Source organism: Roseateles sp. (assembly GCF_039595295.1).
GTDB lineage: Bacteria > Pseudomonadota > Gammaproteobacteria > Burkholderiales > Burkholderiaceae_C > Roseateles.
Map to the genome: position 1 here is coordinate 76000 of NZ_JBCNLU010000010.1, position 24066 is coordinate 100065.

Sequence of the window (24066 nt, forward strand, 5' to 3'; positions counted from 1 at the left end):
GAACGCCCCGATGAGCTCTTCTGTCACTGAAGTCGGTCTGATCGCCAAGCGCTGGCGCGCGCTGGCCTGCACCCTGGCGCTGGCCGCGCTGATGCCCGTCCAGGCCTGGGCGCAGAACACCATCCGGTCGATCAGCTCGACCCAGCAATCGGGCAGCGACGTGGTCCGCATCGAGCTGGCGCAGCCGCTCAAGGAGCTGCCGCGCGGCTTCGCGGTGCAGGTCCCGCCGCGCATCGCGCTGGACCTGCCCGGCGTGGGCAACGGCCTGGGCCGCAGCGCGGTCGAGATCAACACCGGCAACATGCGCTCGGCCAACGTCGCGCAAGCCGGCGACCGCACCCGCGTCGTGCTGAACCTGCGTCAGGCCAGCACCTATCGCGCGCAGCTGCAGGACAACTCGCTGCTGGTCTTCCTGGATCCGGCGCCCGCGTCCGCACCGACGGCGGCCAACACGACCGCCGGCGTGGCCACGACCGAGCCGCTGCACTTCGCGCCCAGCCAGAATACGGACGCGCAGTCGCTGCAAGACATCGACTTCCGCCGCGGCACCGACGGCTCCGGCCGCGTCGTCGTCAATCTGCCCAGCAGCCAGGTCGGCGTGGACATCCAGCAGCAAGGCAAGACGCTGGTCGTCGACTTCCTGCGCAGCAATCTGCCCGAGCGTCTGCGTCGCAAGCTGGACGTGACCGACTTCGGCACGCCGGTGCAGACGGTGGTCGCGTCGCAGGCGGGTGACCGCGTGCGTCTGGTCGTCACGCCCAAGGGCGACTGGGAGCACAGCGCCTATCAAAGCGACAACCAGTTCGTGCTGGAAGTGCGGCCCCAGAAGGTCGACCCCAACAAGTTGACGCAAGGGCCCGGCTACAACGGCGACAAGCTCAGCCTGAACTTCCAGAACATCGATGTCCGCGCGCTGCTGCAGGTCATCGCCGACTTCACCAACTTCAACGTCGTCACCAGCGACACCGTTTCGGGCAACGTGACGCTGCGCCTGAAGGACGTGCCCTGGGACCAGGCGCTGGACATCATCCTGCAGGCCAAGGGCCTGGGCATGCGCAAGTCCGGCAACGTGCTGTGGATCGCGCCGAAGGAAGAGCTCGCCGCCAAGGAGAAGGCCGAGCTCGAGGCCAAGCAGCAGATCACCCAGCTGGAGCCGCTGCGCACGCAGTCCTTCCAGATGAACTACACCAAGGCCGAGGAAGTGGCCAAGGGCCTGACCGGACAGAACAACCCGTCGGGCACGGGCGGCAACACGCAGACCTCGCGCATCCTGTCCTCGCGTGGCAGCGTGATCTGGGAAACGCGGACGAACCAGCTGTTCGTCTCCGACATCCCGTCCAAGCTGGAAGAGATCCAGGCGCTGATCGCCAAGATCGACATCCCCGTACGCCAGGTGCTGATCGAGGCCCGCATCGTCGAGGCCGACGACAAGTTCGGCAAGGCGCTGGGCGTCAAGCTCGGCGCGTCCGACCTGCGCGGCCGTCAAGGCGGCATCCCGGGCTACAGCGTGGGCGGTGGCAACTACGTGACGGTGGGCGGCAACTACTCGGCCGTCGGCTCGGCGACCAACCAGCAGGCGACCTACCAGTACGCGGACTCGCAGTTCGTGAACCTGCCGGCCAACGTGTCCAGCGACGTGTTCGGCCAACAGTCGGCGGCCAACTTCGCGCTGTCGCTGTTCAGCGCGACCGCCAACCGTTTCCTGAACCTGGAGATCTCCGCGCTGGAGGCCGACGGCCGCGGCAAGGTGGTGTCCAGCCCGCGCGTCGTGACGGCCGACCAGACCAAGGCACTGATCGAGCAGGGCGAGGAAATTCCGTATCAGCAGGCGACCTCCAGCGGCGCGACCTCCATCAGCTTCAAGAAGGCCGTGCTGAAGCTGGAAGTGACGCCGCAGATCACGCCCGAGGGCAACGTCATCCTGACCGTGGACGTCAACAAGGACAGCCGCGGCACGCTGACCCCGCAGGGCTACGCGATCAACAACAAGCACGTGCAGACGCTGGTGCTGGTCGAGAACGGCGGCACCGTCGTGATCGGCGGCATCTACACGCAGGAAGACCTGGACAGTGAGAACAAGGTCCCGTACCTGGGCGACATTCCGTTGCTGGGCAATCTGTTCAAGAACAGGACACGCAGCACGGCTAAAACGGAACTGCTGATCTTCATCACGCCGAAGGTGGTCAGCGATCGGGTGACCACCCGCTGATCAGCTCACAGGCTGAGCACATCCGCAACGATAGGGAGAGACCGCGCGTCTGACGCGCGGTGTGGCTGGAGTAGCAACACATGACGATTTTCGCGAAGTACGCGCGGTTCATCCGGACCGCGACGACGGGGGCCTTCATGGCCGCCACGCTGGCCGCCTGCGGCGGCGGTGGCGGTGCGGCGGGCACCCCGGCCAACGGCGGCGGCACGTCGCCGACCACCCCCTCGGCCGTGGCCAAGCTCGTGGTCGAGCTGGACAAGAAGACGGTCCCCAACAGCGGCGCCCAGACGGTCGACGTCAAGGTGACCTCGACCGACGTCAACGGCTCGGCGGTGGGCGACGTCCCCATGGCCTTCGCCGTGGACTCCAACGCGATCATCACGCCGGCCGGCACGAAGAGCGACTCGACGGGCGTGCTGCACGCCACGGTCAGCCTGGGCGCCGACCGCACCAATCGCACGATCACCGTGACGGCCGCGGCCACCGACGGCAAGAACACGATCCTGCAGAAAGCCTCCTTCGACGTGGTCGACAGCCTGACCGGCGGCAAGATCGCCGACCTGTCGATGACGCTGAACACCCAGTCGATTCCCTATGACGGCAGCGCCACCGCGGCGCTGACCATCACGTCGCTGGACGCCAACCGCACCGCGGTGGGCGGCACCCCGGTGACGCTGTCGGTCGTCGATCCGGCCAACACGGCCTTCGTCACGGCGGCCAGCACCACCGACGCGACCTCCGGACAGCTGATCGCGACGATCTCGGTCGGCGCCAGCCGTACCGCGCGCCCGGTGACCGTCACCGCGGTCAGCGGCACCGTGTCCCGCACGATCACGCTGAACATCGTGGCCCCGCCGAGCACGACCCCGCTGGCGGCGGACATGACCCTGGTGCTGGACAAGATCAGCATCGGCAACACCGGCGGCGACAAGGTCACCGCGACGGTGACGGCGGTCGACGCGCAGCGCAACGTGATCGCCGGCATCCCGGTGGCCTTCACGACGACTGACGCCGGCGCGACGGTGGCGGTGCAGAACGGCACGACGAATGCCAGCGGCCAGGCGATCGCCACGGTCAACAGCGGCGCTGACAAGTCGAATCGCCTGATCACGGTGGTCGCCACCAGCGGCGCCCTGACCAAGACGGCGACCTTCCAGGTGCTGGGCACAAAGCTGGTTGGCACGGCCCTGCCGCAGCAACCGGTGGCTGGCTCGACCGGCAACCGCATCGACTACCGCCTGAGCGACGTCAACCAGAACCCGATGACCTTCGTGCCGATCTCGGTGTCGGCGCCGGGCTTGCCCAGCGCCAGCGGCCAGACCGACGCCAGCGGCTCATACACCTTCACCTATACCGCGCCCGCCACCTCGGGACCGATCGACATCACCGCCACTGCCGGCGGCGTGTCGACGGTCAACACGGTCACGGTGCCGAACAGCAGCTCGACCGTGCCCACCGCGACCCCTAGCGTGGTGTCGGCATCGGTGTCCGCCAATCCGACGGTCGTGAGCGTCAATACCTCGACGACGAGCAACCGCTCCGAGATTCGCGCGCTGTTCCAGGCCGCCAGCAACGCTCCGGTGAAAAACGTACGCGTTCGTTTTGACCTGAATGGTGATGCGAACTCGATCGGCGGCACGCTCGCCTCGGGCACGCAGATCGTCTATTCCGATACGTCCGGTCTGGCGACCACCAGCTACAGCCCAGGCAGCCGTCCCAGCCCGACCAGCGGCGTGACGATCCGCGCTTGCTGGGACTACAACGACTTCGCCGCCGGTACCTGCCCTAACTCGGTGCTGACGACGCTGACGGTCGTGTCCGATCCCCTGTCGATCTCGATCGGTACCAATGGCACCGTGACGAAGACCGACCTCACCTATCGCAAGAGCTTCGTGGTGCTGGTCGTTGACGCGGCGGGACAACCCAAGGCAGACGTGCAGATCACGCCCTCGCTGGATCTTCTGGGCTACTACAAGGGCTTCTACAGCAACGCCACTACCGCGAATTGGACGGCCTACTACTACCTGGACAGCTTCTCCAGCACGCCGCTGCAGTATTCGCAGCCCTTCCCGCTGAGCCTGATGTGCCTGGCGGAGGACGTGAACCGCAACGGTCTGATCGACGGCGTGGAAGACCAGAACGGCAACAAGCAGCTGGATCCCCGCAAGTCGGACGCCTCGATCTCGATGAGCGGCTCGACCCGCACCGATGCCAACGGTCAGGCCGTGCTGGTGCTGGAGTACCCGCAGAGCGTGGCCAGCTGGGTCCGATTCCAACTGAGCGCCTCGGCCCTGGGCGTGCTCAGCCCGCCGGCCACCTACAACGACGTCCTTCCGGTCGACTCGGAGACCATCACCGACAGCACGCGCACGCCAGCGTTCGTGGTGAGCCCTTACGGTCGTCGTCGGGTCGCGGCGGACGGCAGCTTCTGCAAGAACGCCGATTGACCGCTGACGATCTGACGAGCGACGGGGCGCCGCATCACCCGCTGGTGATCGCGCTGGTCGGCATGCCCGGCGGTGGGAAATCCACCGTCGGGAAGCTGCTGGCCAGGCAGTTGAACGCCCCGTTCATCGATTCCGATGCCGAGATCGAACGCCGCCTCGGCGGCGAGTCGATCAAGGACTACTTCGCCCGTCAGGGCGAAGCGTCGTTTCGGGATCTCGAATCGCAAGTCATCGGCGAGCTGCTCGATCGCGGCCGGCAAGGTCAGGAGATGATCCTGGCCACCGGCGGCGGGGCCGTGCTGCGGGACATCAACCGCGATCGGCTCAAGGAGGGTTCGACGGTGGTGTACCTGCGCTCCTCGCCGGACGAACTCTTCCGTCGCCTGCGCCATGACACGCAGCGTCCGCTGCTGCAGGTCGCCAATCCGCTGGCCAAGCTGCGCGAGCTCTATGCCCAGCGCGATCCGCTGTATCGGCGCTGCGCGCATTTCGTGCTGGAGTCCAGCCGACCCTCGGTGCATGGGCTCGCGAACATGATCCTCATGCAGCTGGAGCTGGCCGGGCTGATCGATCCGGTCCGCGTGGCCGCCACCGTCGGTGCGACGGAGGCCCCGTACACTCCGGGGCATGACCGCTCCGCTTCCTGACGCCACGTTCACCAGCGCGTCCCCCACGGTCGTGCCCATCGACCTGGGCGACCGCAGCTACGACATCCTCATCGGCTCCGGTCTGCTCGACCAAGCGAGCACCTGGGCCGGCTTGCCACGCGCCAAGGGCGCGCTCATCGTCACCAACGAGCTCGTCGCTCCGCTCTATCTGGAGCGGCTCAAGCGCCAGCTGTCCGCACAGTACGCACGCGTCGATGCGGTGGTGCTGCCCGATGGCGAGCAACACAAGTCCTGGGAATCGCTGGACCGCGTCATCGATCATCTGCTCGCGGAAGCGGCCGACCGCAAGACGGTGCTTTATGCGCTGGGCGGCGGTGTCATCGGCGATCTGACCGGCTTCGCAGCGGCGATCTACATGCGTGGCGTCCCGTTCGTCCAGGTGCCGACGACGCTGCTGGCGCAGGTGGACTCGTCGGTGGGCGGCAAGACCGCGATCAACCATCCGCGAGGCAAGAACATGGTCGGCGCGTTCTACCAGCCACTGCGGGTCGTCGCCGACCTGGACACGCTGGACACGCTGCCCGACCGCGAGCTCTCCGCCGGTCTGGCCGAAATCATCAAGTACGGCCCGATCGCCGACATGGGCTTCCTCGACTGGATCGAGGCCAACCTGGATGCGCTGCGGGCGCGCGACAAGTCAGCGCTGGCTCACGCGGTGAAGCGCAGCTGCGAGATCAAGGCCTGGGTCGTCGGCCAGGACGAACGCGAAAGCGGTCTGCGCGCGATCCTCAATTTCGGCCACACCTTTGGCCATGCGATCGAGACCGGCCTGGGCTATGGCGCCTGGCTGCATGGCGAGGGCGTGGGCTGCGGCATGGTGCTGGCGTCCGAGCTGTCGGCGCGGCTGGGGCTGGTTCCGGCCAGCTTCGTCGAGCGGATGATGCGCCTGATCGAACGCGCCGGGCTGCCGGTCAAGGCGCCCCGCATGCCCATCGCCCGCTGGCTGGAGCTGATGCGGGTCGACAAGAAGAACGAGGGCGGCGAGATCCGATTCGTCGTCATCGAGGGCCTCGGCCGGGCCGGCATGCGGGGAGCGCCCGATGCCATGGTGGCCGAGGTGATCGCTGCTCACGCCGAGCCCCAACCCTGAAAGCCTGAATCCACGATGACGATGCTGCGCGCGCCCTATGCCTCCGATCCCGCGCGCAGCCGCGGTCGCCGCTTCTTCGAGGCGCCCGCGCCCACGCGCAGCGAGTTCCAGCGCGACCGCGACCGCATCGTCCACAGCACCGCCTTCCGCCGGCTGGTCTACAAGACGCAGGTCTTCCTCAACCACGAGGGCGACCTGTTCCGGACCCGGCTGACGCACTCGCTGGAGGTGGCGCAGCTGGGGCGCTCGATCGGCCGCAGCCTGGGGCTGGACGAGGACCTGATCGAGACCATCGCCCTGGCCCACGACCTGGGCCACACGCCCTTCGGCCACGCGGGTCAGGACGTGCTGGACGACTGCATGAAGGCGCACGGCGGCTTCGAGCACAACCTGCAGTCGCTGCGCGTCGTGGACAAGCTGGAGCAGCGCTATCCGGCCTTTGACGGCTTGAACCTGAGCTTTGAGAGCCGCGAGGGCATCCTCAAGCATTGCACCAAGCGCGACGCCCAGCGCATCGAGGAGCGCGAACCCGGCGGCGTCGCGTCGCGCTTCCTGGTCGGCGGGCAGCCCAGCCTGGAGGCGCAGCTCTGCAATCTGGCGGATGAGGTTGCCTACAACGCGCATGACGTCGACGACGGGGTGCGCTCCGGCCTGATCACGTTGGAGCAGCTGGAGCAGGTGCCGCTGGTGCATCGCTACCTGCGCGAGAGCCTGCACGCCTATCCGGAACTCGGCGGCAAGCGCCTGCTGGCGGAAACCATCCGCCGCATGCTCTCGCAGCAGGTTTACGACATCATCGACGCGACCCGGGCGGCGCTCGAGACCGCCGCGCCGCGCGACGCGGACGAGGCCCGACAGGCGGGCCCGCTGGTGCGCTTCAGCCCCGAGATGCGCCATGCGAGCACCGAGCTCAAGCGCTTCCTGTTCGCCAACCTGTACCGGCATCCGGTGGTGCAGGCGCAGCGCGACCGCGCGGAGCAGGTGCTGCGGGAGCTGTTCCAGCTCTACCTGAGCGACCCGGCCAAACTGCCGCCGGACTTCGCCGACGGCAAGGACCACGCGCGCGCCTGCGCCGATTACATCGCCGGCATGACCGACCGATTCGCGCTCAAGGAACACGAGCGGCTGACGGGGAAGAAGCTCATCGCATAATTGGGGTCAGACTGATGGCGGACCCCCCATGGCACGACTCCCCCGGCTGGCGCTCGCCGGTCATCTGCACCACCTGATCCACCGCGGGCACAACCTGCAGCCCATCGTCGTCGACGACGAAGATCGCCGCGCGCTGCTGGCCGCGCTGCAGGAGAGCGCCGCTACCCACAAGGTGGCCATCCACGCCTACGTGGTGATGCCCAACCACCTCCACCTGCTGGCGACGCCCTCTGCCGACGACGGCCTGAGCCGCATGATGCAGGCGCTCGGGCGGCGCTATGTCGGGGCCTTCAATCTCCGGCATGGCCGGGTGGGGACGCTTTGGGAGGGGCGCTTCCGCGCCGCGCCGCTGGAGGCGGACACCCATCTGCTCGCCGTCATGCGCAGCATCGAGCTCAATCCGCTGCGCGCCGGCCTGGGCACCGACGCGGGCGAGTACGTCTGGTCCTCGGCCGCGCACCATCTCGGGCGCCGGCGCGACCCGCTGATCAGCGATCCGCCCGGATTCTGGGCGCTGGGCAACACGCCGTTCGAGCGCGAACTCGCGTGGCGCCGCTGGCTGGAGGAGGGCGAATCCGAGGCGGAACGGCAGCGTCTGATCGATTCCGCCCTCAAGGGCTGGCCGCTGGGATCGGCACGCTTCCTGCAACTGCTGGGCGAGGTCAGCGAGCGCCCCATGAGCCCGCGACCCCGTGGACGTCCGCGCAAGCCCAAGCCTCCGGAAGCAGTCTGATAGCAGTCGCCCCGGCGCCGATCACTCTGTCCCCATTTAAACGACACGATCGCGCCACGACGGAATTAATTCGAGCCTGACCCTATTTAGTTCCGCTTGTGCGCATCCGGCACGAGGCTTAACCTGCGCGGGTTTCGTTTTCCGAGAGTTCAGGAGGCCACCGATGTCGGCAGCTCAAGATTCCCGCCCCGCGCCAATGCAGTCCCCGTCCGCGAATGAGATCCGCGAGCTGGCCGCCCACGGTCTGTATGACGGCAAGAACGAGAAGGACGCTTGCGGCCTGGGCTTCGTCGCCCACATCAAAGGCCAGAAGGCGCACCACATCGTTCAGCAGGGCCTGAAGATCCTGGAGAACCTGGACCATCGCGGCGCGGTCGGTGCCGACAAGCTGATGGGCGACGGCGCGGGCATCCTGATCCAGATCCCGGACGAGTTCTATCGCGAGGAAATGGCCAAGCAGGGCATCACGCTGCCCCCGCCCGGCGAGTACGGCGTGGGCATGATCTTCCTGCCCAAGGAACACGCCTCGCGTCTGGCCTGCGAGCAGGAACTGGCCCGTGCGATCAAGACCGAGGGTCAGGTCTTGATCGGCTGGCGCGACGTTCCCGTGGACCGCGACATGCCCATGTCCCCGACGGTGCGGGACAAGGAACCGATCATTCGCCAGATCTTCATCGGCCGCGGCCCGGACATCATCGTCCCCGACGCGCTGGAGCGGAAGCTGTACGTGATCCGCAAGACGGCCTCCAGCGCCATCCAGGCGCTCAAGCTGACGCACAGCCGCGAGTACTACGTGCCGTCGATGAGCTGCCGCACGGTCATCTACAAGGGTCTGCTGCTGGCCGACCAGGTCGGCAAGTACTACCGCGACCTGGCCGACCCCCGCGTCGTCAGCGCGATCGCGCTGGTGCACCAGCGCTTCTCGACCAACACCTTCCCCGAGTGGCCGCTGGCCCACCCGTACCGGATGGTCGCCCACAACGGCGAGATCAACACCGTCAAGGGCAACTTCAACTGGATGCGCGCCCGCGAGGGCGTGATGAAGTCGCCCGTGCTGGGCGACGACCTGAAGAAGCTGTACCCCATCAGCTTCGAGCACCAGTCCGACACGGCCACCTTCGACAACGCCATCGAGCTGCTGACGATGTCGGGCTACCCGCTCGCGCACGCCGCGATGATGATGATCCCGGAAGCCTGGGAGCAGCATGAGCTGATGGACGAGCGTCGCCGCGCGTTCTACGAATACCACGCCGCGATGATGGAGCCCTGGGACGGCCCCGCCGCCATGGTCTTCACCGACGGCCGCCAGGTCTGCGCCGCGCTGGACCGCAACGGCCTGCGCCCCGCGCGCTACTGGGTCACCGACGACGACCTGGTCGTGCTGGCTTCCGAATCGGGCGTGCTGCCCATCCTCGAATCGCGCGTCGTCAAGAAGTGGCGCCTGCAGCCCGGCAAGATGTTCCTGATCGACCTGGAGCAAGGCCGCATCATCGACGACGAGGAACTCAAGACCCAGTACGCCAACGCGCGTCCGTACCGCCAGTGGATCGAGAACGTCCGCGTCAAGCTGGACGAGATCCCCGCGCCGGAAGCCAAGCCCCCCGTGTTCGCCGCGTCGCTGCTGGATCGCCAGCAGGCCTTCGGCTTCACGCAGGAGGACATCAAGTTCCTGCTGGCCCCGATGGCGGCCAACGGCGAGGAGGGCATCGGCTCCATGGGCAACGACAGCCCGCTGGCCGTGCTGTCCGACAAGAACAAGCCGCTCTACAACTACTTCAAGCAGCTGTTCGCGCAGGTCACCAACCCGCCGATCGACCCGATCCGCGAAGCGATCGTGATGTCGCTGAACAGCTTCATCGGCCCCAAGCCCAACCTGCTGGACATCAATGCGGTCAACCCGCCGATGCGTCTGGAAGTGACGCAGCCGGTGCTGGACTTCGACGCGATGGCCCGTCTGCGCGCGATCGAGCCGCATACCAACGGCAAGTTCAAGCCCTATGAGCTGGACATCACCTATCCGCTGGACTGGGGGCGCGAGGGCGTCGAGGCGCAGCTCGCTTCGCTGTGCGCCGAGACCGTGGACGCGATCAAGAGCGGGCACAACATCGTCATCATCACCGACCGCCACCTGAGCGCGAACCGCGTGGCGATCCCGGCGCTGCTGGCGCTGTCCGCGGTGCATCACCACCTGGTGCGCGAGGGCCTGCGCACGACCGCCGGTCTGGTGGTCGAGACCGGCACCGCGCGCGAGGTCCATCACTTCGCCGTGCTGGCCGGCTTCGGCGCGGAGGCGGTCCACCCGTATCTCGCGCTGGAGACCATCCAGTCCATGGGCGCGGAGCTGCCCGGCGCGCTGTCGGCCGACAAGGCCATCTACAACTACATCAAGGCGGTGGGCAAGGGGCTGTCGAAGATCATGTCCAAGATGGGCATCTCGACCTACATGTCCTATTGCGGCGCGCAGATCTTCGAGGCCATCGGCCTGAAGTCCGACTTTGTCGGCCAGTACTTCCGCGGCACGCCGACCCAGGTCGGCGGCATCGGCGTGTTCGAGGTGGCGGAAGAGGCGCTGCGCCTGCATCGCGCCGCCTTCGGCGACGACCCGGTGCTGGAGCACATGCTGGACGCCGGCGGCGAATACGCCTGGCGCGCCCGCGGCGAGGAGCACATGTGGACCCCCGACGCGATCGCCAAGCTGCAGCACAGCGCGCGCTCGGGCAAGTTCGACACGTACAAGGAGTACGCCCAGCTGATCAACGACCAGAGCAAGCGCCATATGACGCTGCGCGGTCTGTTCGAGTTCAAGTTCGACCCGAGCAAGGCGATCCCGCTGGAGGAGGTCGAGCCGGCCGCCGAGATCGTCAAGCGCTTCGCCACCGGCGCGATGTCGCTGGGCTCGATCTCGACCGAGGCGCATGCCACGCTGGCCGTGGCGATGAACCGCATCGGCGGCAAGAGCAATACCGGCGAGGGCGGCGAGGATCCGGCCCGCTATCGCAATGAGCTCAAGGGCATCAAGATCGTCCAGGGCACGAAGGTCTCGGACGTCGTCGGCAAGGATGTGATCGAGGTCGACTACGAGCTCAGCGAAGGCGACTCGATGCGCTCGCGCATCAAGCAGGTCGCGTCGGGCCGCTTCGGCGTCACCGCGGAATACCTGGTCAGCGCCGACCAGATCCAGATCAAGATGGCCCAGGGCGCCAAGCCCGGCGAGGGCGGTCAGCTGCCCGGCGGCAAGGTCACCGACTACATCGGCTTCCTGCGCCACTCGGTGCCGGGCGTGGGTCTGATCTCGCCGCCCCCGCACCACGACATCTACTCGATCGAGGACCTGGCCCAGCTGATCCACGACCTGAAGAACGTGAACCCGCGCGCCGACATCTCGGTGAAGCTGGTGTCGGAAGTGGGCGTGGGCACGATCGCGACCGGCGTGGCCAAGGCCAAGGCCGATCACATCGTGATCGCCGGCCATGACGGCGGCACGGGCGCCTCCCCGTGGAGCTCGATCAAGCACTGCGGCACGCCGTGGGAGCTGGGTCTGGCCGAGGCGCAGCAGACGCTGGTGCTGAACCGCCTGCGCGGCCGTGTGCGCGTGCAGGCCGACGGTCAGATGAAGACTGGGCGCGACGTCGTCATCGGTGCGCTGCTGGGCGCGGACGAGTTCGGCTTCGCGACGGCCCCGCTGGTCGTCGAGGGTTGCATCATGATGCGCAAGTGCCACCTGAACACCTGCCCGGTGGGCGTGGCCACGCAAGACCCGACCCTGCGCAAGAAGTTCAGCGGCAAGCCCGAGCACGTCGTCAACTACTTCTTCTTCGTCGCCGAAGAGGCGCGCCAGATCATGGCGCAGCTGGGCATCCGCAAGTTCGACGAGCTGATCGGCCGCGCCGACCTGCTCGACACCAGGAAGGGCATCAGCCACTGGAAGGCCAAGGGCCTGGACTTCAGCCGCGTCTTTTATCGCCCGGAACTGCCGGACGAGGTCGCCCGCCTGCACAACGACCAGCAGGACCACGGTCTGGATCGCGCGCTGGACGTCAAGCTGATCGAGAAGTGCCTGCCCGCCTTCGAGAAGGGCGAGAAGGTGCAGTTCATGCAGGAGGTGACGAACGTGCGCCGCACGGTGGGCGCGATGCTCTCCGGCGAGCTGGTCCGCCGCAACCCCGATGGATTGCCGGATCACACCATCTTCATCCAGATGGAGGGCACCGGCGGCCAGAGCTTCGGCGCCTTCCTGGCCACCGGCATCACCTTCTATCTGATCGGCGACGCCAACGACTACACCGGCAAGGGCCTGTCGGGCGGCCGCGTGGTGGTGCGCCCCTCCATCGAGTTCCGCGGCGACGCGACCAAGAACATCATCGTGGGCAACACGGTGCTGTACGGCGCGACCAAGGGCGAGGCCTTCTTCCGGGGCGTCGCGGGCGAGCGCTTCGCGGTGCGTCTGTCCGGCGCGACCGCGGTCGTCGAGGGCACCGGCGACCACGGCTGCGAGTACATGACCGGCGGCACCGTCGCCGTGCTGGGCCGCACCGGCCGCAACTTCGCGGCGGGCATGAGCGGCGGCATCGCCTACGTCTACGACGAGGACGGCCAATTCGCCAAGCGCTGCAACACCGCCAGCGTCACGCTGGATCGGCTGCTGCCCGCGCATGAGCAGGAGGTCGCGATCGACAAGGCCGTCTGGCACCGCGTCGCCGGCGACACCGAGTCCCGCACCGACGAGGCCATCCTGCGCAAGCTGATCGAGGACCATCACCGCTGGACGGGCAGCCAACGCGCCCGCGACATCCTGGACCACTGGGCCGAGTCGCGCGCCAAGTTCGTGAAGGTGTTCCCGACGGAATACCGCCGCGCGCTGGGCGAGATCAACGCCGCCAAGGAGACCGCCGCCACGATCGCCCACGCCAAGGCGCCCGCCGCCAAGGCCAAGGTCTGATCCGCGCGCCGCAGGTCACGCAGGTCCACGCATCAACACGATCTAGGAGCAAGCCGCCATGGGAAAAGTCACCGGCTTCATGGAGTACGAGCGTCTGGAAGAGGGCTATGAGCCCGTCGAGACCCGTCTGAAGAACTACAAGGAATTCGTCATCGGGCTGAACGTCGATCAGGCCAAGCAGCAGGGCGCCCGCTGCATGGACTGCGGCACCCCGTTCTGCAACAGCGGTTGCCCGGTCAACAACATCATTCCGGACTTCAACGACCTGGTGTACCGGGGCGGGGACGCGGAGTGGAAGAGCGCGATCGCGGTCCTGCACTCGACCAACAACTTCCCCGAGTTCACCGGCCGCATCTGCCCCGCTCCGTGTGAAGCGGCCTGCGTGCTCAACGTCAACGACGACGCCGTCGGCATCAAGTCCATCGAGCACGCGATCATCGATCGCGCCTGGGCCGAGGGCTGGGTGCAGCCGCGCCCGGCCAAGCTCAAGACCGGCAAGAAGGTCGCGATCGTGGGCTCCGGCCCGGCGGGCCTGGCGGCGGCGCAGCAGCTGGCGCGGGTCGGCCACGAGGTCACGGTGTTCGAGAAGAACGATCGCGTCGGCGGCCTGCTGCGCTACGGCATCCCCGACTTCAAGATGGAGAAGAGCCACATCGACCGCCGCGTCCAGCAGATGGAAGCGGAAGGCGTGGTGTTCCGCACCGGCGTGATGGTGGGGCATCTGCCGGAAGGCTCCAAGGTCACGAACTGGGCCAAGGACGTGGTCTCCGCCGAGGAGCTCTCGCAGCAGTTCGACGCGGTACTGCTGGCCGGCGGCGCCGAGCAGTCGCGCGACCTGCCGGTGCCCGGCCGCGATCTGGCGGGCGTGCACTTCGCGATGGAGTTCCTCCCGCAGCAGAACAAGCTGAACGCGGGCGACAAGCTCAAGAGCCAGATCCGCGCCGACGGCAAGCACGTCATTGTGATCGGCGGAGGCGACACCGGCAGCGACTGCGTCGGCACCAGCAACCGCCACGGCGCCAAGAGCGTCACCCAGTTCGAGCTGCTGCCCCAGCCGCCCGAGGTCGAGGACCGTCCGCTGACCTGGCCCTACTGGCCGATCAAGCTGCGCACCTCGTCCAGCCACGAGGAAGGCTGCGAGCGCGAGTTCGCGATCGCGACCAAGGAGTTCATCGCCGGCGAGGGCAAGGACAAGGGCAAGGTCGTCGGCGTGAAGACGGTGCGCCTGGAGTGGGTGAACGGCAAGATGACCGAGGTCGCGGGCAGCGAGCAGGTGCTCAAGGCCGACCTGGTGCTGCTGGCCATGGGCTTCGTCAGCCCGGTGGCGTCCATCGTCGAAGGCTTCGGCGTGACCAAGGACGCGCGCGGCAATGCCAAGGCGACGACGGAGTTCACCGGCGGCTACAAGACCAACGCGGCCAAGGTGTTCGCGGCCGGCGACATGCGCCGCGGCCAGTCGCTGGTGGTCTGGGCCATCCGCGAAGGCCGGCAGGCCGCACGCGCCATCGACGAGTTCCTGATGGGCGACAGCGCGCTGCCGCGCTGAGCGAGCGGGGCGGCATTGGCGTTCACTCGCCAGGCGCCTCCGGCCTCTTCATCTCCGCGCCGCGAGGCGCGAAAAAAATGCCCGGCGACTGCCGGGCATTTTCGTTGGTGAGGCACTCGCTCAGAGCGTGCCGCCCGTGGGCGTGCGCAGCGGGACTTCGCGCCAGTTCAGCAGCTTGTTGCCGGTCGAGCCCTCGCTCTGGGTGCAGGCGTTGCCGGCGGATCCGGCGACCGACGTGCAGGTCCTGGCCAGGCAGGCCGTGTCGCCGGGCGCGCAGGTGGTCGGCGGGGTGCTGCCGGTGCCGTATCCCACACCCGTGCTGTCCGTGGATCCCCCGAAGGCCAGCGTGACCGTGCCGCTGTCGCTGCGCACGAACTTCAGATCGGTGACCGCGAAGCCCGGCGAGATGTAGGTCGCGTTGTTGGCGAACTGCGTGGCGCCGGTGCCCAGGTTCAGCGCGTAGATCAGGCTGCTGCCGGACGGATTGCAGGGGTTGCTGTTGTTGGGCAGGGTCGCGGCGAAGGCCACCGTGCTGCCGTAGTAGGCCGGGTCGATGATGATCCGGTAGCCGCTGGCCACCGGCAGGTACCAGCCCATGAGCTGGGTGTAGTCGATCGCGGCCGGCGCCGATACGTCCGTCAGCTGCTTCAGGTTGCTGGGCAGGATGGGGAAGCCCACGCCCGGCGGCAGGTCGGTGGCCGTGTTGAAGGTGCTGCCGTTGCCGTCCACCATCGCGTACATGCGCTGCACCTGGTTGTTGTTCAGGTCGCTGGAGTCCAGCAGCCGGCCGGTGCCGAAGGCCACGAAGCGGCGGCTGGAGCCGGGCTGGATGACGATGACGGGCGCCGTGGTGATCGGCTCCGGCGTGCCGGCCTGGTCGTTGGCCTGGGCCAGCTTGAGGCCCAGCGGATAGGCGCCCGTGGTCGCGCGCAGATCGAAACGCCACATGGCGCCGCGCAGGTCGCCAGCGTAGACCGATTCCGCCTGCAGCGAGGTCACGTCGGGATAGTAGGCGGCCAGGGCGCTCATGCCGCTGGGCGAGGACGTGCTGCCGCCGTCGGCTTGCGCCGAGACGCCGGAGGGCGTGTCCACGCGCTGCAGCAGCGCGCCGGTACGGGCGTTCAGGATGTAGAGATGGTTCTTGCCCGACGGGTTGTTCATGCCCGCGGGCACGATCACCACCCAGCCGTACTGCGCCAGCTTGGTCACCAGCGGCGCGCCGTACTGGTAGCCCATGTCGGTGTCGGTGAACTCCCACAGCACCTTGGTCGCGGCGGTCGCCTCGCTGGACACGTTGGTCAGGTCGGTGAGGTCCAGCGCGTAGATGCGCTTGCCGCCCTTGCCCATGCCGCCCACGACGATGGAACGCCAGTCGGTGCCGCTGCCCCCGACGGTCTTGCCGAAGTCCACGTCCATCGAGGTCAGCGGGCCGTCGACCAGGTAGCGGTGATCGAAGGCCGGATTGCCGACCCATTGCAGGCCGTTGACCGCCGGCGTGTTGGTCGGGCCGACGTAGACGCCGCCGGGCACGTAAGCGAACAGCTCCTTGCCCGAGGTCGCCGTGTTCAGCGTGCCGTCGATGACGTGCACCACGCCGGCGTTGGTCGGTGCCACCACCACGGTCGCGCGGGAGGCCTTGGCCTGCTTGTAGGCCCCGTAGCCCGGGTTGGTCGCGTCGGACAGGGCCAGCGACGGCGGGCCCACCACGGCGAGCTTGGCATTCACGATGTCGCCGACCAGCGCCACGCGGGTGCGGTAGGCCTTGGAGCTGCCGGCCACGGTGGAGTTCATCTCCTGGCTGCGGTCGCCGCGCAGGTAGTTGAGGTAGTCGGCCGCGTCGCCGCCGCTGCGGTAGCTGGTGTCCAGCGCCGCGGACTGGGCCGAGCTGAGGCTGGCCAGGCGGAAGGGCACGGGCAGGTTGGTGGTCGTGTTGTAGGTGACCATGTAGCGACCGGTGTCCCAGCCGCTGCCCGACGCCTGCGTCGCCAGCTTGTCGGCGAAGCGCCAGACGTCCGTGCTGCTGGTGCCGCCGGTGCCCGGGTCGAAGGACAGGGTGCGGGCCACCACGTCGCCGGACCAGCTCGAGGCGTCGAACTGCGCGGCGAAGTTGGCCACGCCGGTGGCGCTGCTGCGGGTGTCCGCGGTCGACAGGCCGGTGGCGTAAGCCTTCATCCGCGACGCGATGCTGGCGAAGGCCTTGGTCAGGCCGCTCACCATCAGGTCGGGCTTGCCGGCGGGGTAGTAGGTGTCGGGGCGCAACTGGCTGCCGACCACGTCGCTGGAATCGCCGGTGTGCCACCAGCCCTGGGGCAGGTCGGCGCTGCGGTTCAGCGGGCTGAAGTCCGCCGGCAGCTGCGCGCCGCCGTACTTGGTCGCCAAGTAGTACTGGTTGTTGTTCTTGTAGGCCTGGTTCTCCAGCACGTCCACCCAGTAGGTCTGCACGGTCTGCATGCCGGCGGTCTTGGCGTCGACGTCGGGACGGATGTCGGTGGAGTTGGCCCAGTAGGCCATGCCCGCCATCAGCGCGCCGTTGTTGTTGCAGCAGCCGTTGTAGGGCGACTGCGCGGCCAGGCCGCTGAGGCCGGCCATGGCGCCGACGTAGTTGGTGAAGGTCGTGGCGTTGAGCGTCGTGTCGCTGGAGACCTCGGCCGGCATGGCCGGCTCGGAGCTGCCGCCGCCGCCCGGGACGTTGCGGTCCGCGTGGGTGTTGACGTCGCCGATGCCCAGGACGAAGTTCTTCTGGCACGAGTACTGGATGGGGTCGTCCCAGCTCGTGATCACCGGGAAGCCGTCGGCGTAGGTCGCCTTGGTCGCCGCGTTGCTGGTGCCCGGATTGGAGTAGGCCGCCACGTTGCCCAGGTTGCGGTAGTAGCGCAGCACCGTGTAGTAGAGCTCGCCCACCGGGTCGAAGGTCTTGTAGGTGTTGGAGATCGACCCGAATTTGTTCAGGTAGTTCATCACCCCGCTGTTGGTGACGCCGGAGCCGAAGATGTTGGCGGTGCTGCTGGCGTCGGCGGCGTCCGGGTTCACCAGCATGATGCCGGTGGTGGCATCCCACTCGGCCAGCGAATTGGTGGTGTCGGTGCCGCCCGGCACCGGCTGCACCGGACCGACGAATTTCTGGCGCGCGCGCATCACGCCGCCGTCGCGGCTCAAGGTGCCGTCGTTCAGATAGCCGAACGCGCTGAAGCGGATCTGCTTGGCGTACTGCTGGATCAGGCCCTCGGGCTTGGCGCTGCCGCTGTAGGCCTTGCAGTTGGCCTCGAGGTAGCTGTCGCCGGGGGTGCTCAGGGTGTCGTCGCAGACGCGCGCGCGGATGCTGACCTCATAGACCTTGCTGCTGTCGGGATTCGTGTTGGTGGGGCTGTACGCGATGGTGTTGCTGGAGCTGACGTCACCGCTGTTGGTGAAGCGCATCTTCACGCCCAGGCCCTGGATGCGCAGCACCAGCTTGCCCCAGGTCATCGGCGTGGCCGCGGCGATCACCGTCGCGTTGGAGCTGGCGGTGCGGTCGGGGAAGATGGAGCCGCCCTGGCCGCTCGCATAGGCCTTCTCGATGATGGTGGCGTAGGTGTAGTCGCCCACGCGGTAGCCGCCGGTCAAGGCCCACCGGAACGGGTCGATGGTCTGCATCGTGGCCCAGTTCAGGAAGTTGCCGCTCCACTTGCCGACGCAGCCGTGCGCGGTCGCCTTGGCGCCCGGCGCGAAGTGGTCGAAGGGGATGGGCTTGCTGCCGGAGGTGGTGGCCAGCTTGTAGTCGTAGCACTTGTCCGGGTCGAAATAGCCCAGGTAGGTGGCGCTCTGCGTGTAGCTGCCGGCGATGTGGGCGTTGCCCACGGCGGTGGGGTACTCCACCGACAGCGCCAGCGCGAGGTTGCCCGGCACGGACACGGAGGCGAAGACCGGTTTGTCGGCCAGCGCGGTCTGCGCGTGGGCCCCGGCGGCGGCCAGCAAGGCCGCGGCGGCGACCAGGCGCCTGAGGGAGGTGTGGGACATCGGTGGCCTCGATCAGTTGAGGGTCGTGTACGTGGACTGGAAGAAGGAGTACGCGTTGCGCGGACCGGAGACCCGCACGGTGATGCGGTAGGTCGGCTGCGGCGGGATCAGCAGCGGCTTGCCGTTGGATCCGCCCAGGGTCAGCGAGCCCTGCACCAGGCAGTTGGCCTGCGAGAACACGCCGGCCGTGGCGCAGAAGCGGTCGATCAGATAGACGATGCGCAGGCCCTCGTTGGCGATGACGATCTCGTTGCCGGCGCTGCCCTGGCCGTTGATGTCGGACGGGCTGTTCAGGTTGAGCATCGCCAGCGGAATGCCCGAGGGGTCGCTGGGCAGCATGGAGGCGCTGTAATTGGCGGCGGCGTTGTTGACGTCGCGCGCGCCGTTGCCCGACAGGACGCCGGTTTGCAGCGCGGTGGTCGCCGCACGGATGCCCAGCTCGGCCCGATTGGCCATGTCGCGCTTGAAGCCGAAATTGCCGACGCTGCTCAGCGTGGCGTTCATCGACCGCATCGTGATCGCGGCGCCGATGAGCAGCACGGCCAGCGTGATCAGCGCGATCACCATGATCACGCCGCGCTGGCGGGCGGCCACGCGGGCTCGCGAGGAGGAGGTGGGGGTGGGACGCATGGGGCCTGCTCGACGGGTCAGGGGATGAGGGCCGGACGGCTCTGCGCCGTGAGGATCGCGTTGCGCAGCGGGATGGTGAACTCCACCACCTTGTAGGCGCGGTTCGGATCGGCCGTGGCCACGGTGACTTGCGACGACTGCGGCAAGGACGAGAACAGCACGTAGGAGCCGGGGTTGGCCACGGTCTGCTCGATGCGGTCGGCGCGTAGCAGCAGGGCCACGCGCACCGCGATGATCTGCCGCACCAGCGTCTGGCTGGTGGCCATCGCGGCGGCGGTGTAGCCGCCCGTCTCGGGCACGACCCAGGAGGTGATCACCCCGTTGCTGCCGCCGTCGATGCCGTAACGCACCCGCATGGTCACGACGCCTTCCGCCAGCGGGACCGGCGTGGTCGGCGCGTTGGGCAGGTTGTTCAGCCGCAGCATGTCGTAGGCGACCAGTTGCTGGCTGGCGTTGACGCCCAGCAGCTGGAAGCGCGGCGGATTGCCCGTCTGATTGCCCAAGTTGGACAGGACCGCCGGAAGGCTGCCGTTCGAGAAGGACAGCATGCTCAGCGAGCCGATCGAACTCGAGAAGTAACTGCCGCCCAGGTCCACGATCTGGGAGGGGCCGCCGACGTAGTTGGCCGCGGCCTGCACCACCATGCAGTTCGGATTGCCCGGCTCGGTCAGCAGCATCAGGTCGCCGCCGCGCACGCCCATCGAGTTGGTGACCTGGATGGTGTTGGCGGTGGTCGAGTTGCCGTTGACCTGGAACGGGGACTCGCTCATGCCCGAGGAGCCGGTCAGCACCTGCAGCACATCCGAGCCGCCGGCGCCGGCGCCCGGGAAGGCCAGCACCGGGATGGCGCGGACGGTCGTGCTGACGGACGTGAACGGGGCCGGGAACGCGCCCGGGGACGGCAGGATCTGGGCGCCGCCCAGCGAGGCGAACAACTGGCAGCCGAAGGCATTGTTGGCCTGGTACAGGCCGGAGCCGGCGCTGCGCACCTGGCGGTCCAGGTCGTAGGCCAGGTAGCCGGTGGCCAGCGCGAGGTCGGAGGCCGAGGCGCCGCGGCGTTTGCTGTTCTCGAAGCGGTTGATGATCACGCCCAGGCCGGCGATCAGCACCAGGCCGATGGTCATGGAAATCAGCAGCTCGACCAGCGTGAAGCCGCGTTGACGGCGCCGCGCCGCGGAGGAGGGGGTCTTCGTCATGATCAGTTCAGGCGCACGTCGGTGAAGTACTGGCGCGCCGCGCCGCCCGGCGTGGTCCAGGTGATGGTCACGCGGGCCACCTGGCCGGTGTAGGTCACCTGGCCCTGCGCGCGCTGCAGGCCGGACTGCGCCGGGTCGGCGACCCGCGCCTGCCACGCCGCATAGGTGGGCGGCCGGATGGAGGTGTAGGCCCACATGTCGTTGGCCATGTCGCCGGCCAGCATGGCGGCGCGCTGCTGGTCCTCGGTCCCGGCCGTGGCCTGCGAGGTCCGCGCCATCAGCGTGACCAGACCGACGATGCCCACGGTCATGATCAGCATGGCCACCAGGACCTCGATCAGCGACATGCCGCGGGCGCGGCGGGACGCGCCTCGTGCGGCGGGGCGGCGGCCGGTCCGGGCCTTGCGGAAGGCGGAGGTCGGATTGCGCATGGCGGACTCAGGAAGCGGGGGTGAAGGAGACGTTGGCGGCCGGGCAGCCGTCGGGCATCTGGTCGGAGAGCACGCGCTCCCGGTCGCACAGACGGACGCTGCCGCCCAGCTGCACCCAGACCGACAGCCGCTTCAGGCTGCCGGTGTTGACGCTGGCGGTGGTGTCGACCCAGTAGACGATCTGGCCCGAGGCCGGCACGGTGCAGGCCGCCGTGCCGCCGGACTGCGGGGTGGCGTTGGTCAGCGCGACCGGACGGCCGCTCGGGCTGAAGCAGACCGCGGTGGGGCCCTGGACCTGGATGGCGGCGCTCTGCTCGGAGATCTCCCCGCACATCGCCGGCGCGGTGATGGCGTTGCCCGGCAGCGTGATCGCCGTGTTGGGCACCACCCGAACCACCCATCGCGTGCCGGTCGCGACCGGGGGCTCGGTGCCGACGCAGGTGGTGGCGTTGGTGCGATAGAACGCGACCGGCTGGAAGCTCTTGACCGCCTCGGCCTGCGCGGTGCGCAGCGCCGTGGCGATGTTGCTGCCGGAGCTGCGCACCTGGGCGTTGGCGCTCCAGGTCCGCAGCGCGGGCGCGGCCAGCGCCGTCGTCAGACCGATGATGGCCACGACGATCAGCAGCTCGATGAGGGTGAAGCCGCGCGCGGCGCGGCGAGCGGCGTTCAGCATGGTTCCTTGCGCATGACCCAGCGCGGGCAATTGCCGCCGGTCCAGCCGGGGGGCGCCGACACCGTCACGCGGTTGTCCGACTGGTCGATGGTGAAGACGAAGCCTTGGAGGTTGTTGTCGGTCGACGTCGCGCGGATCGTGTAGGCCGTGGCCGAAGGGGCGGCCGAGCATTGAATGCTGAACTTGCCCACCGTCTGCGCCGTCGAACACGGCGGCGTGGCGGTGCCGCTGGCGGCGTAGGTCCGGAAGTTCTGGAAGTAGGCCTCCATGTCCGCCCGGGCGCCGGTCAGGCCGGCGGCCGCGTCGGTCAGGGAGCCGCGGATCGCGTAGTCCCGGTAGGCCGGCAGGGCCACGGCGGCCAAGATCGCGACGATCACCACCACGATCATCAGTTCGATCAGCGTGAAGCCGCGGGCGAGGGTCCGGCGGACCGGCGACGATTGGTTCCCAAACATGGAGATCTCCTTATGAACAAATTATCGGCAGACGCCCGGCAAAGGCGAGTCCGCTCGTCGTGCGTCGGAATCCGCCCATCCCGCCGGGGCGTCTGAAGCGTGAACTGCGTCACGCCGTCAAGGCGTGTCATGAGACTGTCGCGAATCGCCATCCCGCCCCAGGTGGCCTCCGGCATCAATTCGGGCTTTACCCTATGATCCCGGGTCCCGGACGCCTGCCGCCCGGCCCGTCCCGGTTCAACAGCTCGGAAATGGCATTCACCGACCCAAACACATCTAACAAGGCGCGTCCGCTGATTGAAATCAGGGATGTCACCGTCGGCTATGGCGAGCGCGTCATCCTCAAGGATGTGAACGTGACGCTGCCGCGGGGCAAGGTGATGGCGCTGATCGGGTCGTCCGGCGGCGGCAAGACCACGCTGCTGCGGGTGCTGACCCGCCAACTGCGTCCGCAGCGCGGCCAGGTGCTCTTCGATGGCCAGGATCTGGCCCCCATGAACCAGACCGAGCTCTACCAGCAGCGTCGCCGCATGGGCATGCTGTTCCAGTTCGGCGCGCTGTTCACCGATCTGAGCGTGTTCGAGAACGTCGCCTTCCCGCTGCGCGAGCACACGCAGCTGTCCGAATCGATGATCCGGGATCTGGTCTTGATGAAGCTCAACGCGGTCGGCCTGCGCGGCGCCCGCGACCTGATGCCCAACGAGGTCTCCGGCGGCATGGCCCGGCGCGTCGCGCTGGCCCGTGCCATTGCGCTGGACCCGGACCTGGTGCTCTATGACGAGCCCTTCGCGGGCCTGGATCCGATCTCGCTGGGCGTCACCGCCCGGCTGATCCGCGACCTGAACGACGCGCTGGGCCTGACCAGCGTCATCGTCTCGCACGACATCCATGAGACCTTCGGCATCGCCGACCACGTGGTGATGGTCGCCAACGGCGGCGTCGTCGCCCAAGGGACGCCCGAGGAGCTGCGCAACAGCAGCGACCCGCTGGTCCACCAATTCGTCAACGCCGAGTCCGACGGCCCGGTGCGTTTCCACCAGCCCGCCAAGCCCGTGCGCGAGGACTTCGGCCTGCCCGAGGAGGCCTCCGCATGATCGGCCTGGCGACATCCATCGGGCGCGGGCTGCGTCTGAAGCTGTCCGACTGGGGCGGATCGGCGCGCCTGCTGGGCACGCTGTTGCTGCACCTGGGCGCCTGCCTGCGCCGCTTCGCACTCGTGCGCGAGCAGATCTTCTTCGTCGGCAACCGTTCGCTGTCCCTGATCGGCGTGTCGGGCCTGTTCGTCGGCTTCGTGCTGGCGCTGCAGGGCTATTACACGCTGCAGCGCTACGGCTCGGCCGAGGCCGTCGGCCTGCTGGTCGCGCTCAGCCTGGTGCGCGAGCTCGGCCCGGTCGTGGCCGCGCTGCTCTTCGCGGGTCGCGCGGGGACTTCTCTGACCGCCGAGATCGGCCTGATGAAGGCCGGCGAGCAGCTCAGCGCCATGGAGATGATGGCCGTGGACCCGATCCAGCGCGTGCTCGCCCCGCGCTTCTGGGCCGGCGTGATCGCGATGCCGCTGCTGGCGGCGGTGTTCTCGGCGATCGGCATCATCGGCGGCTGGCTGGTCGCGGTCCCCTTGATCGGCATCGATGCGGGCTCGTTCTGGTCGCAGATGCAAGGGGGCGTGGACGTGTTCAAGGACGTCGGCAACGGCGTCGTCAAGAGCGTGGTGTTCGGGGTGACGGTCAGCTTCGTGGCGCTGCTTCAGGGATATTCCTGCCGACCGACGCCCGAAGGCGTGTCCGAGGCGACCACCCGCACCGTGGTGCTCTCTTCGCTGGCGGTGCTGGGGCTGGACTTCATCCTCACCGCCATGATGTTCTCGATCTGAGGCCCGACCGGCCAGGTGATCGAGTCCATCG

General features: G+C 68.1%; 16 protein-coding genes. 10 read left to right on the forward strand and 6 right to left on the reverse strand.

Annotated elements, in window-relative coordinates; all coding sequences use genetic code 11:
- Nucleotides 1-10: 10 nt before the first annotated feature.
- The 8 genes from ABDW59_RS10045 (at nucleotide 11) to ABDW59_RS10080 (ending at nucleotide 14784) form a co-directional block, all read left to right on the forward strand.
- Nucleotides 11-2209, forward strand: coding sequence for a type IV pilus secretin PilQ (locus ABDW59_RS10045; protein WP_343629594.1), 2199 nt, complete (start codon nucleotides 11-13; stop codon nucleotides 2207-2209).
- A gap of 80 nt (nucleotides 2210-2289) precedes the next feature.
- Nucleotides 2290-4656, forward strand: a complete 2367-nt coding sequence (locus ABDW59_RS10050; RefSeq protein ID WP_343629595.1) for an Ig-like domain-containing protein — start codon at nucleotides 2290-2292, stop codon at nucleotides 4654-4656.
- Between the two features lie 41 nt (nucleotides 4657-4697).
- Nucleotides 4698-5303, forward strand: coding sequence for a shikimate kinase (locus tag ABDW59_RS10055; protein ID WP_343629669.1), 606 nt, complete (start codon nucleotides 4698-4700; stop codon nucleotides 5301-5303).
- Nucleotides 5284-6414, forward strand: coding sequence for a 3-dehydroquinate synthase (aroB, locus tag ABDW59_RS10060; RefSeq protein ID WP_343629596.1), 1131 nt, complete (start codon nucleotides 5284-5286; stop codon nucleotides 6412-6414). The genes ABDW59_RS10055 and aroB overlap by 20 nt, the downstream gene beginning before the upstream one ends.
- 21 nt (nucleotides 6415-6435) lie before the next feature.
- Nucleotides 6436-7566, forward strand: coding sequence for a deoxyguanosinetriphosphate triphosphohydrolase (locus ABDW59_RS10065; protein WP_343629670.1), 1131 nt, complete (start codon nucleotides 6436-6438; stop codon nucleotides 7564-7566).
- 28 nt (nucleotides 7567-7594) lie between these two features.
- Entirely contained in the window at nucleotides 7595-8299 is a 705-nt protein-coding gene (locus tag ABDW59_RS10070; RefSeq protein WP_343629597.1) for a transposase, read from the forward strand.
- Nucleotides 8300-8495: 196 nt separating this feature from the next.
- Entirely contained in the window at nucleotides 8496-13238 is a 4743-nt protein-coding gene (locus ABDW59_RS10075) for a glutamate synthase-related protein (RefSeq protein WP_343629598.1), read from the forward strand.
- 58 nt (nucleotides 13239-13296) lie between these two features.
- On the forward strand, nucleotides 13297-14784 hold the full coding sequence (locus ABDW59_RS10080; RefSeq protein WP_343629599.1) for a glutamate synthase subunit beta: 1488 nt from the start codon (nucleotides 13297-13299) through the stop codon (nucleotides 14782-14784).
- 120 nt (nucleotides 14785-14904) lie between these two features.
- On the opposite strand, the gene ABDW59_RS10085 is transcribed toward ABDW59_RS10080, so the two are convergent.
- The 6 genes from ABDW59_RS10085 to ABDW59_RS10110 are packed head-to-tail and all read right to left on the reverse strand — an operon-like array spanning nucleotide 14905 to nucleotide 22165.
- A complete protein-coding gene (locus ABDW59_RS10085) occupies nucleotides 14905-18780 on the reverse strand; it encodes a PilC/PilY family type IV pilus protein (RefSeq protein WP_343629600.1) in 3876 nt (1291 codons plus the stop codon).
- A 12-nt stretch (nucleotides 18781-18792) separates the two neighbouring features.
- On the reverse strand, nucleotides 18793-19410 hold the full coding sequence (locus ABDW59_RS10090) for a hypothetical protein (protein ID WP_343629601.1): 618 nt from the start codon (nucleotides 19408-19410) through the stop codon (nucleotides 18793-18795).
- A 17-nt stretch (nucleotides 19411-19427) separates the two neighbouring features.
- Complete coding sequence (locus tag ABDW59_RS10095) at nucleotides 19428-20606, reverse strand: PilW family protein (protein ID WP_343629602.1); 1179 nt, start codon at nucleotides 20604-20606, stop codon at nucleotides 19428-19430.
- A gap of 2 nt (nucleotides 20607-20608) precedes the next feature.
- The gene (gene pilV / locus ABDW59_RS10100) at nucleotides 20609-21037 is read right to left on the reverse strand and encodes a type IV pilus modification protein PilV (RefSeq protein WP_343629603.1); all 429 of its coding nucleotides are present in this window, start codon (nucleotides 21035-21037) and stop codon (nucleotides 20609-20611) included.
- 7 nt (nucleotides 21038-21044) lie between these two features.
- On the reverse strand, nucleotides 21045-21710 hold the full coding sequence (locus ABDW59_RS10105) for a GspH/FimT family pseudopilin (protein ID WP_343629604.1): 666 nt from the start codon (nucleotides 21708-21710) through the stop codon (nucleotides 21045-21047).
- Nucleotides 21704-22165, reverse strand: a complete 462-nt coding sequence (locus ABDW59_RS10110) for a type IV pilin protein (RefSeq protein WP_343629605.1) — start codon at nucleotides 22163-22165, stop codon at nucleotides 21704-21706. The genes ABDW59_RS10105 and ABDW59_RS10110 overlap by 7 nt, the downstream gene beginning before the upstream one ends.
- A 251-nt stretch (nucleotides 22166-22416) precedes the next feature.
- On the opposite strand from ABDW59_RS10110, the gene ABDW59_RS10115 reads away from it, so the two are divergent.
- Both ABDW59_RS10115 and mlaE read left to right on the forward strand, forming a co-directional pair.
- Nucleotides 22417-23259 (forward strand): ABC transporter ATP-binding protein, encoded by an 843-nt coding sequence (locus ABDW59_RS10115; protein ID WP_343629606.1) that lies wholly within the window; start codon nucleotides 22417-22419, stop codon nucleotides 23257-23259.
- The gene (gene mlaE, locus ABDW59_RS10120) at nucleotides 23256-24035 is read left to right on the forward strand and encodes a lipid asymmetry maintenance ABC transporter permease subunit MlaE (RefSeq protein WP_343629607.1); all 780 of its coding nucleotides are present in this window, start codon (nucleotides 23256-23258) and stop codon (nucleotides 24033-24035) included. Before ABDW59_RS10115 ends, mlaE begins: the two co-directional genes overlap by 4 nt.
- Nucleotides 24036-24066 lie beyond the last annotated feature (31 nt).

What these genes read in the sequence shown, in the direction of transcription:
- ABDW59_RS10095 (WP_343629602.1), bottom strand. Translation starts at nt 20,606, where the DNA reads ATGACGAAGACCCCCTCCTCCGCGGCGCGGCGCCGTCAACGCGGCTTC.
- ABDW59_RS10115 (WP_343629606.1), top strand. Translation starts at nt 22,417, where the DNA reads ATGGCATTCACCGACCCAAACACATCTAACAAGGCGCGTCCGCTGATT.
- ABDW59_RS10075 (WP_343629598.1), top strand. Translation starts at nt 8,496, where the DNA reads ATGCAGTCCCCGTCCGCGAATGAGATCCGCGAGCTGGCCGCCCACGGT.
- ABDW59_RS10080 (WP_343629599.1), top strand. Translation starts at nt 13,297, where the DNA reads ATGGGAAAAGTCACCGGCTTCATGGAGTACGAGCGTCTGGAAGAGGGC.
- ABDW59_RS10105 (WP_343629604.1), bottom strand. Translation starts at nt 21,710, where the DNA reads ATGCTGAACGCCGCTCGCCGCGCCGCGCGCGGCTTCACCCTCATCGAG.
- ABDW59_RS10045 (WP_343629594.1), top strand. Translation starts at nt 11, where the DNA reads ATGAGCTCTTCTGTCACTGAAGTCGGTCTGATCGCCAAGCGCTGGCGC.
- ABDW59_RS10090 (WP_343629601.1), bottom strand. Translation starts at nt 19,410, where the DNA reads ATGCGTCCCACCCCCACCTCCTCCTCGCGAGCCCGCGTGGCCGCCCGC.
- ABDW59_RS10050 (WP_343629595.1), top strand. Translation starts at nt 2,290, where the DNA reads ATGACGATTTTCGCGAAGTACGCGCGGTTCATCCGGACCGCGACGACG.
- aroB (WP_343629596.1), top strand. Translation starts at nt 5,284, where the DNA reads ATGACCGCTCCGCTTCCTGACGCCACGTTCACCAGCGCGTCCCCCACG.
- ABDW59_RS10085 (WP_343629600.1), bottom strand. Translation starts at nt 18,780, where the DNA reads ATGTCCCACACCTCCCTCAGGCGCCTGGTCGCCGCCGCGGCCTTGCTG.
- ABDW59_RS10065 (WP_343629670.1), top strand. Translation starts at nt 6,436, where the DNA reads ATGCTGCGCGCGCCCTATGCCTCCGATCCCGCGCGCAGCCGCGGTCGC.
- pilV (WP_343629603.1), bottom strand. Translation starts at nt 21,037, where the DNA reads ATGCGCAATCCGACCTCCGCCTTCCGCAAGGCCCGGACCGGCCGCCGC.
- mlaE (WP_343629607.1), top strand. Translation starts at nt 23,256, where the DNA reads ATGATCGGCCTGGCGACATCCATCGGGCGCGGGCTGCGTCTGAAGCTG.
- ABDW59_RS10110 (WP_343629605.1), bottom strand. Translation starts at nt 22,165, where the DNA reads ATGTTTGGGAACCAATCGTCGCCGGTCCGCCGGACCCTCGCCCGCGGC.
- ABDW59_RS10070 (WP_343629597.1), top strand. Translation starts at nt 7,595, where the DNA reads ATGGCACGACTCCCCCGGCTGGCGCTCGCCGGTCATCTGCACCACCTG.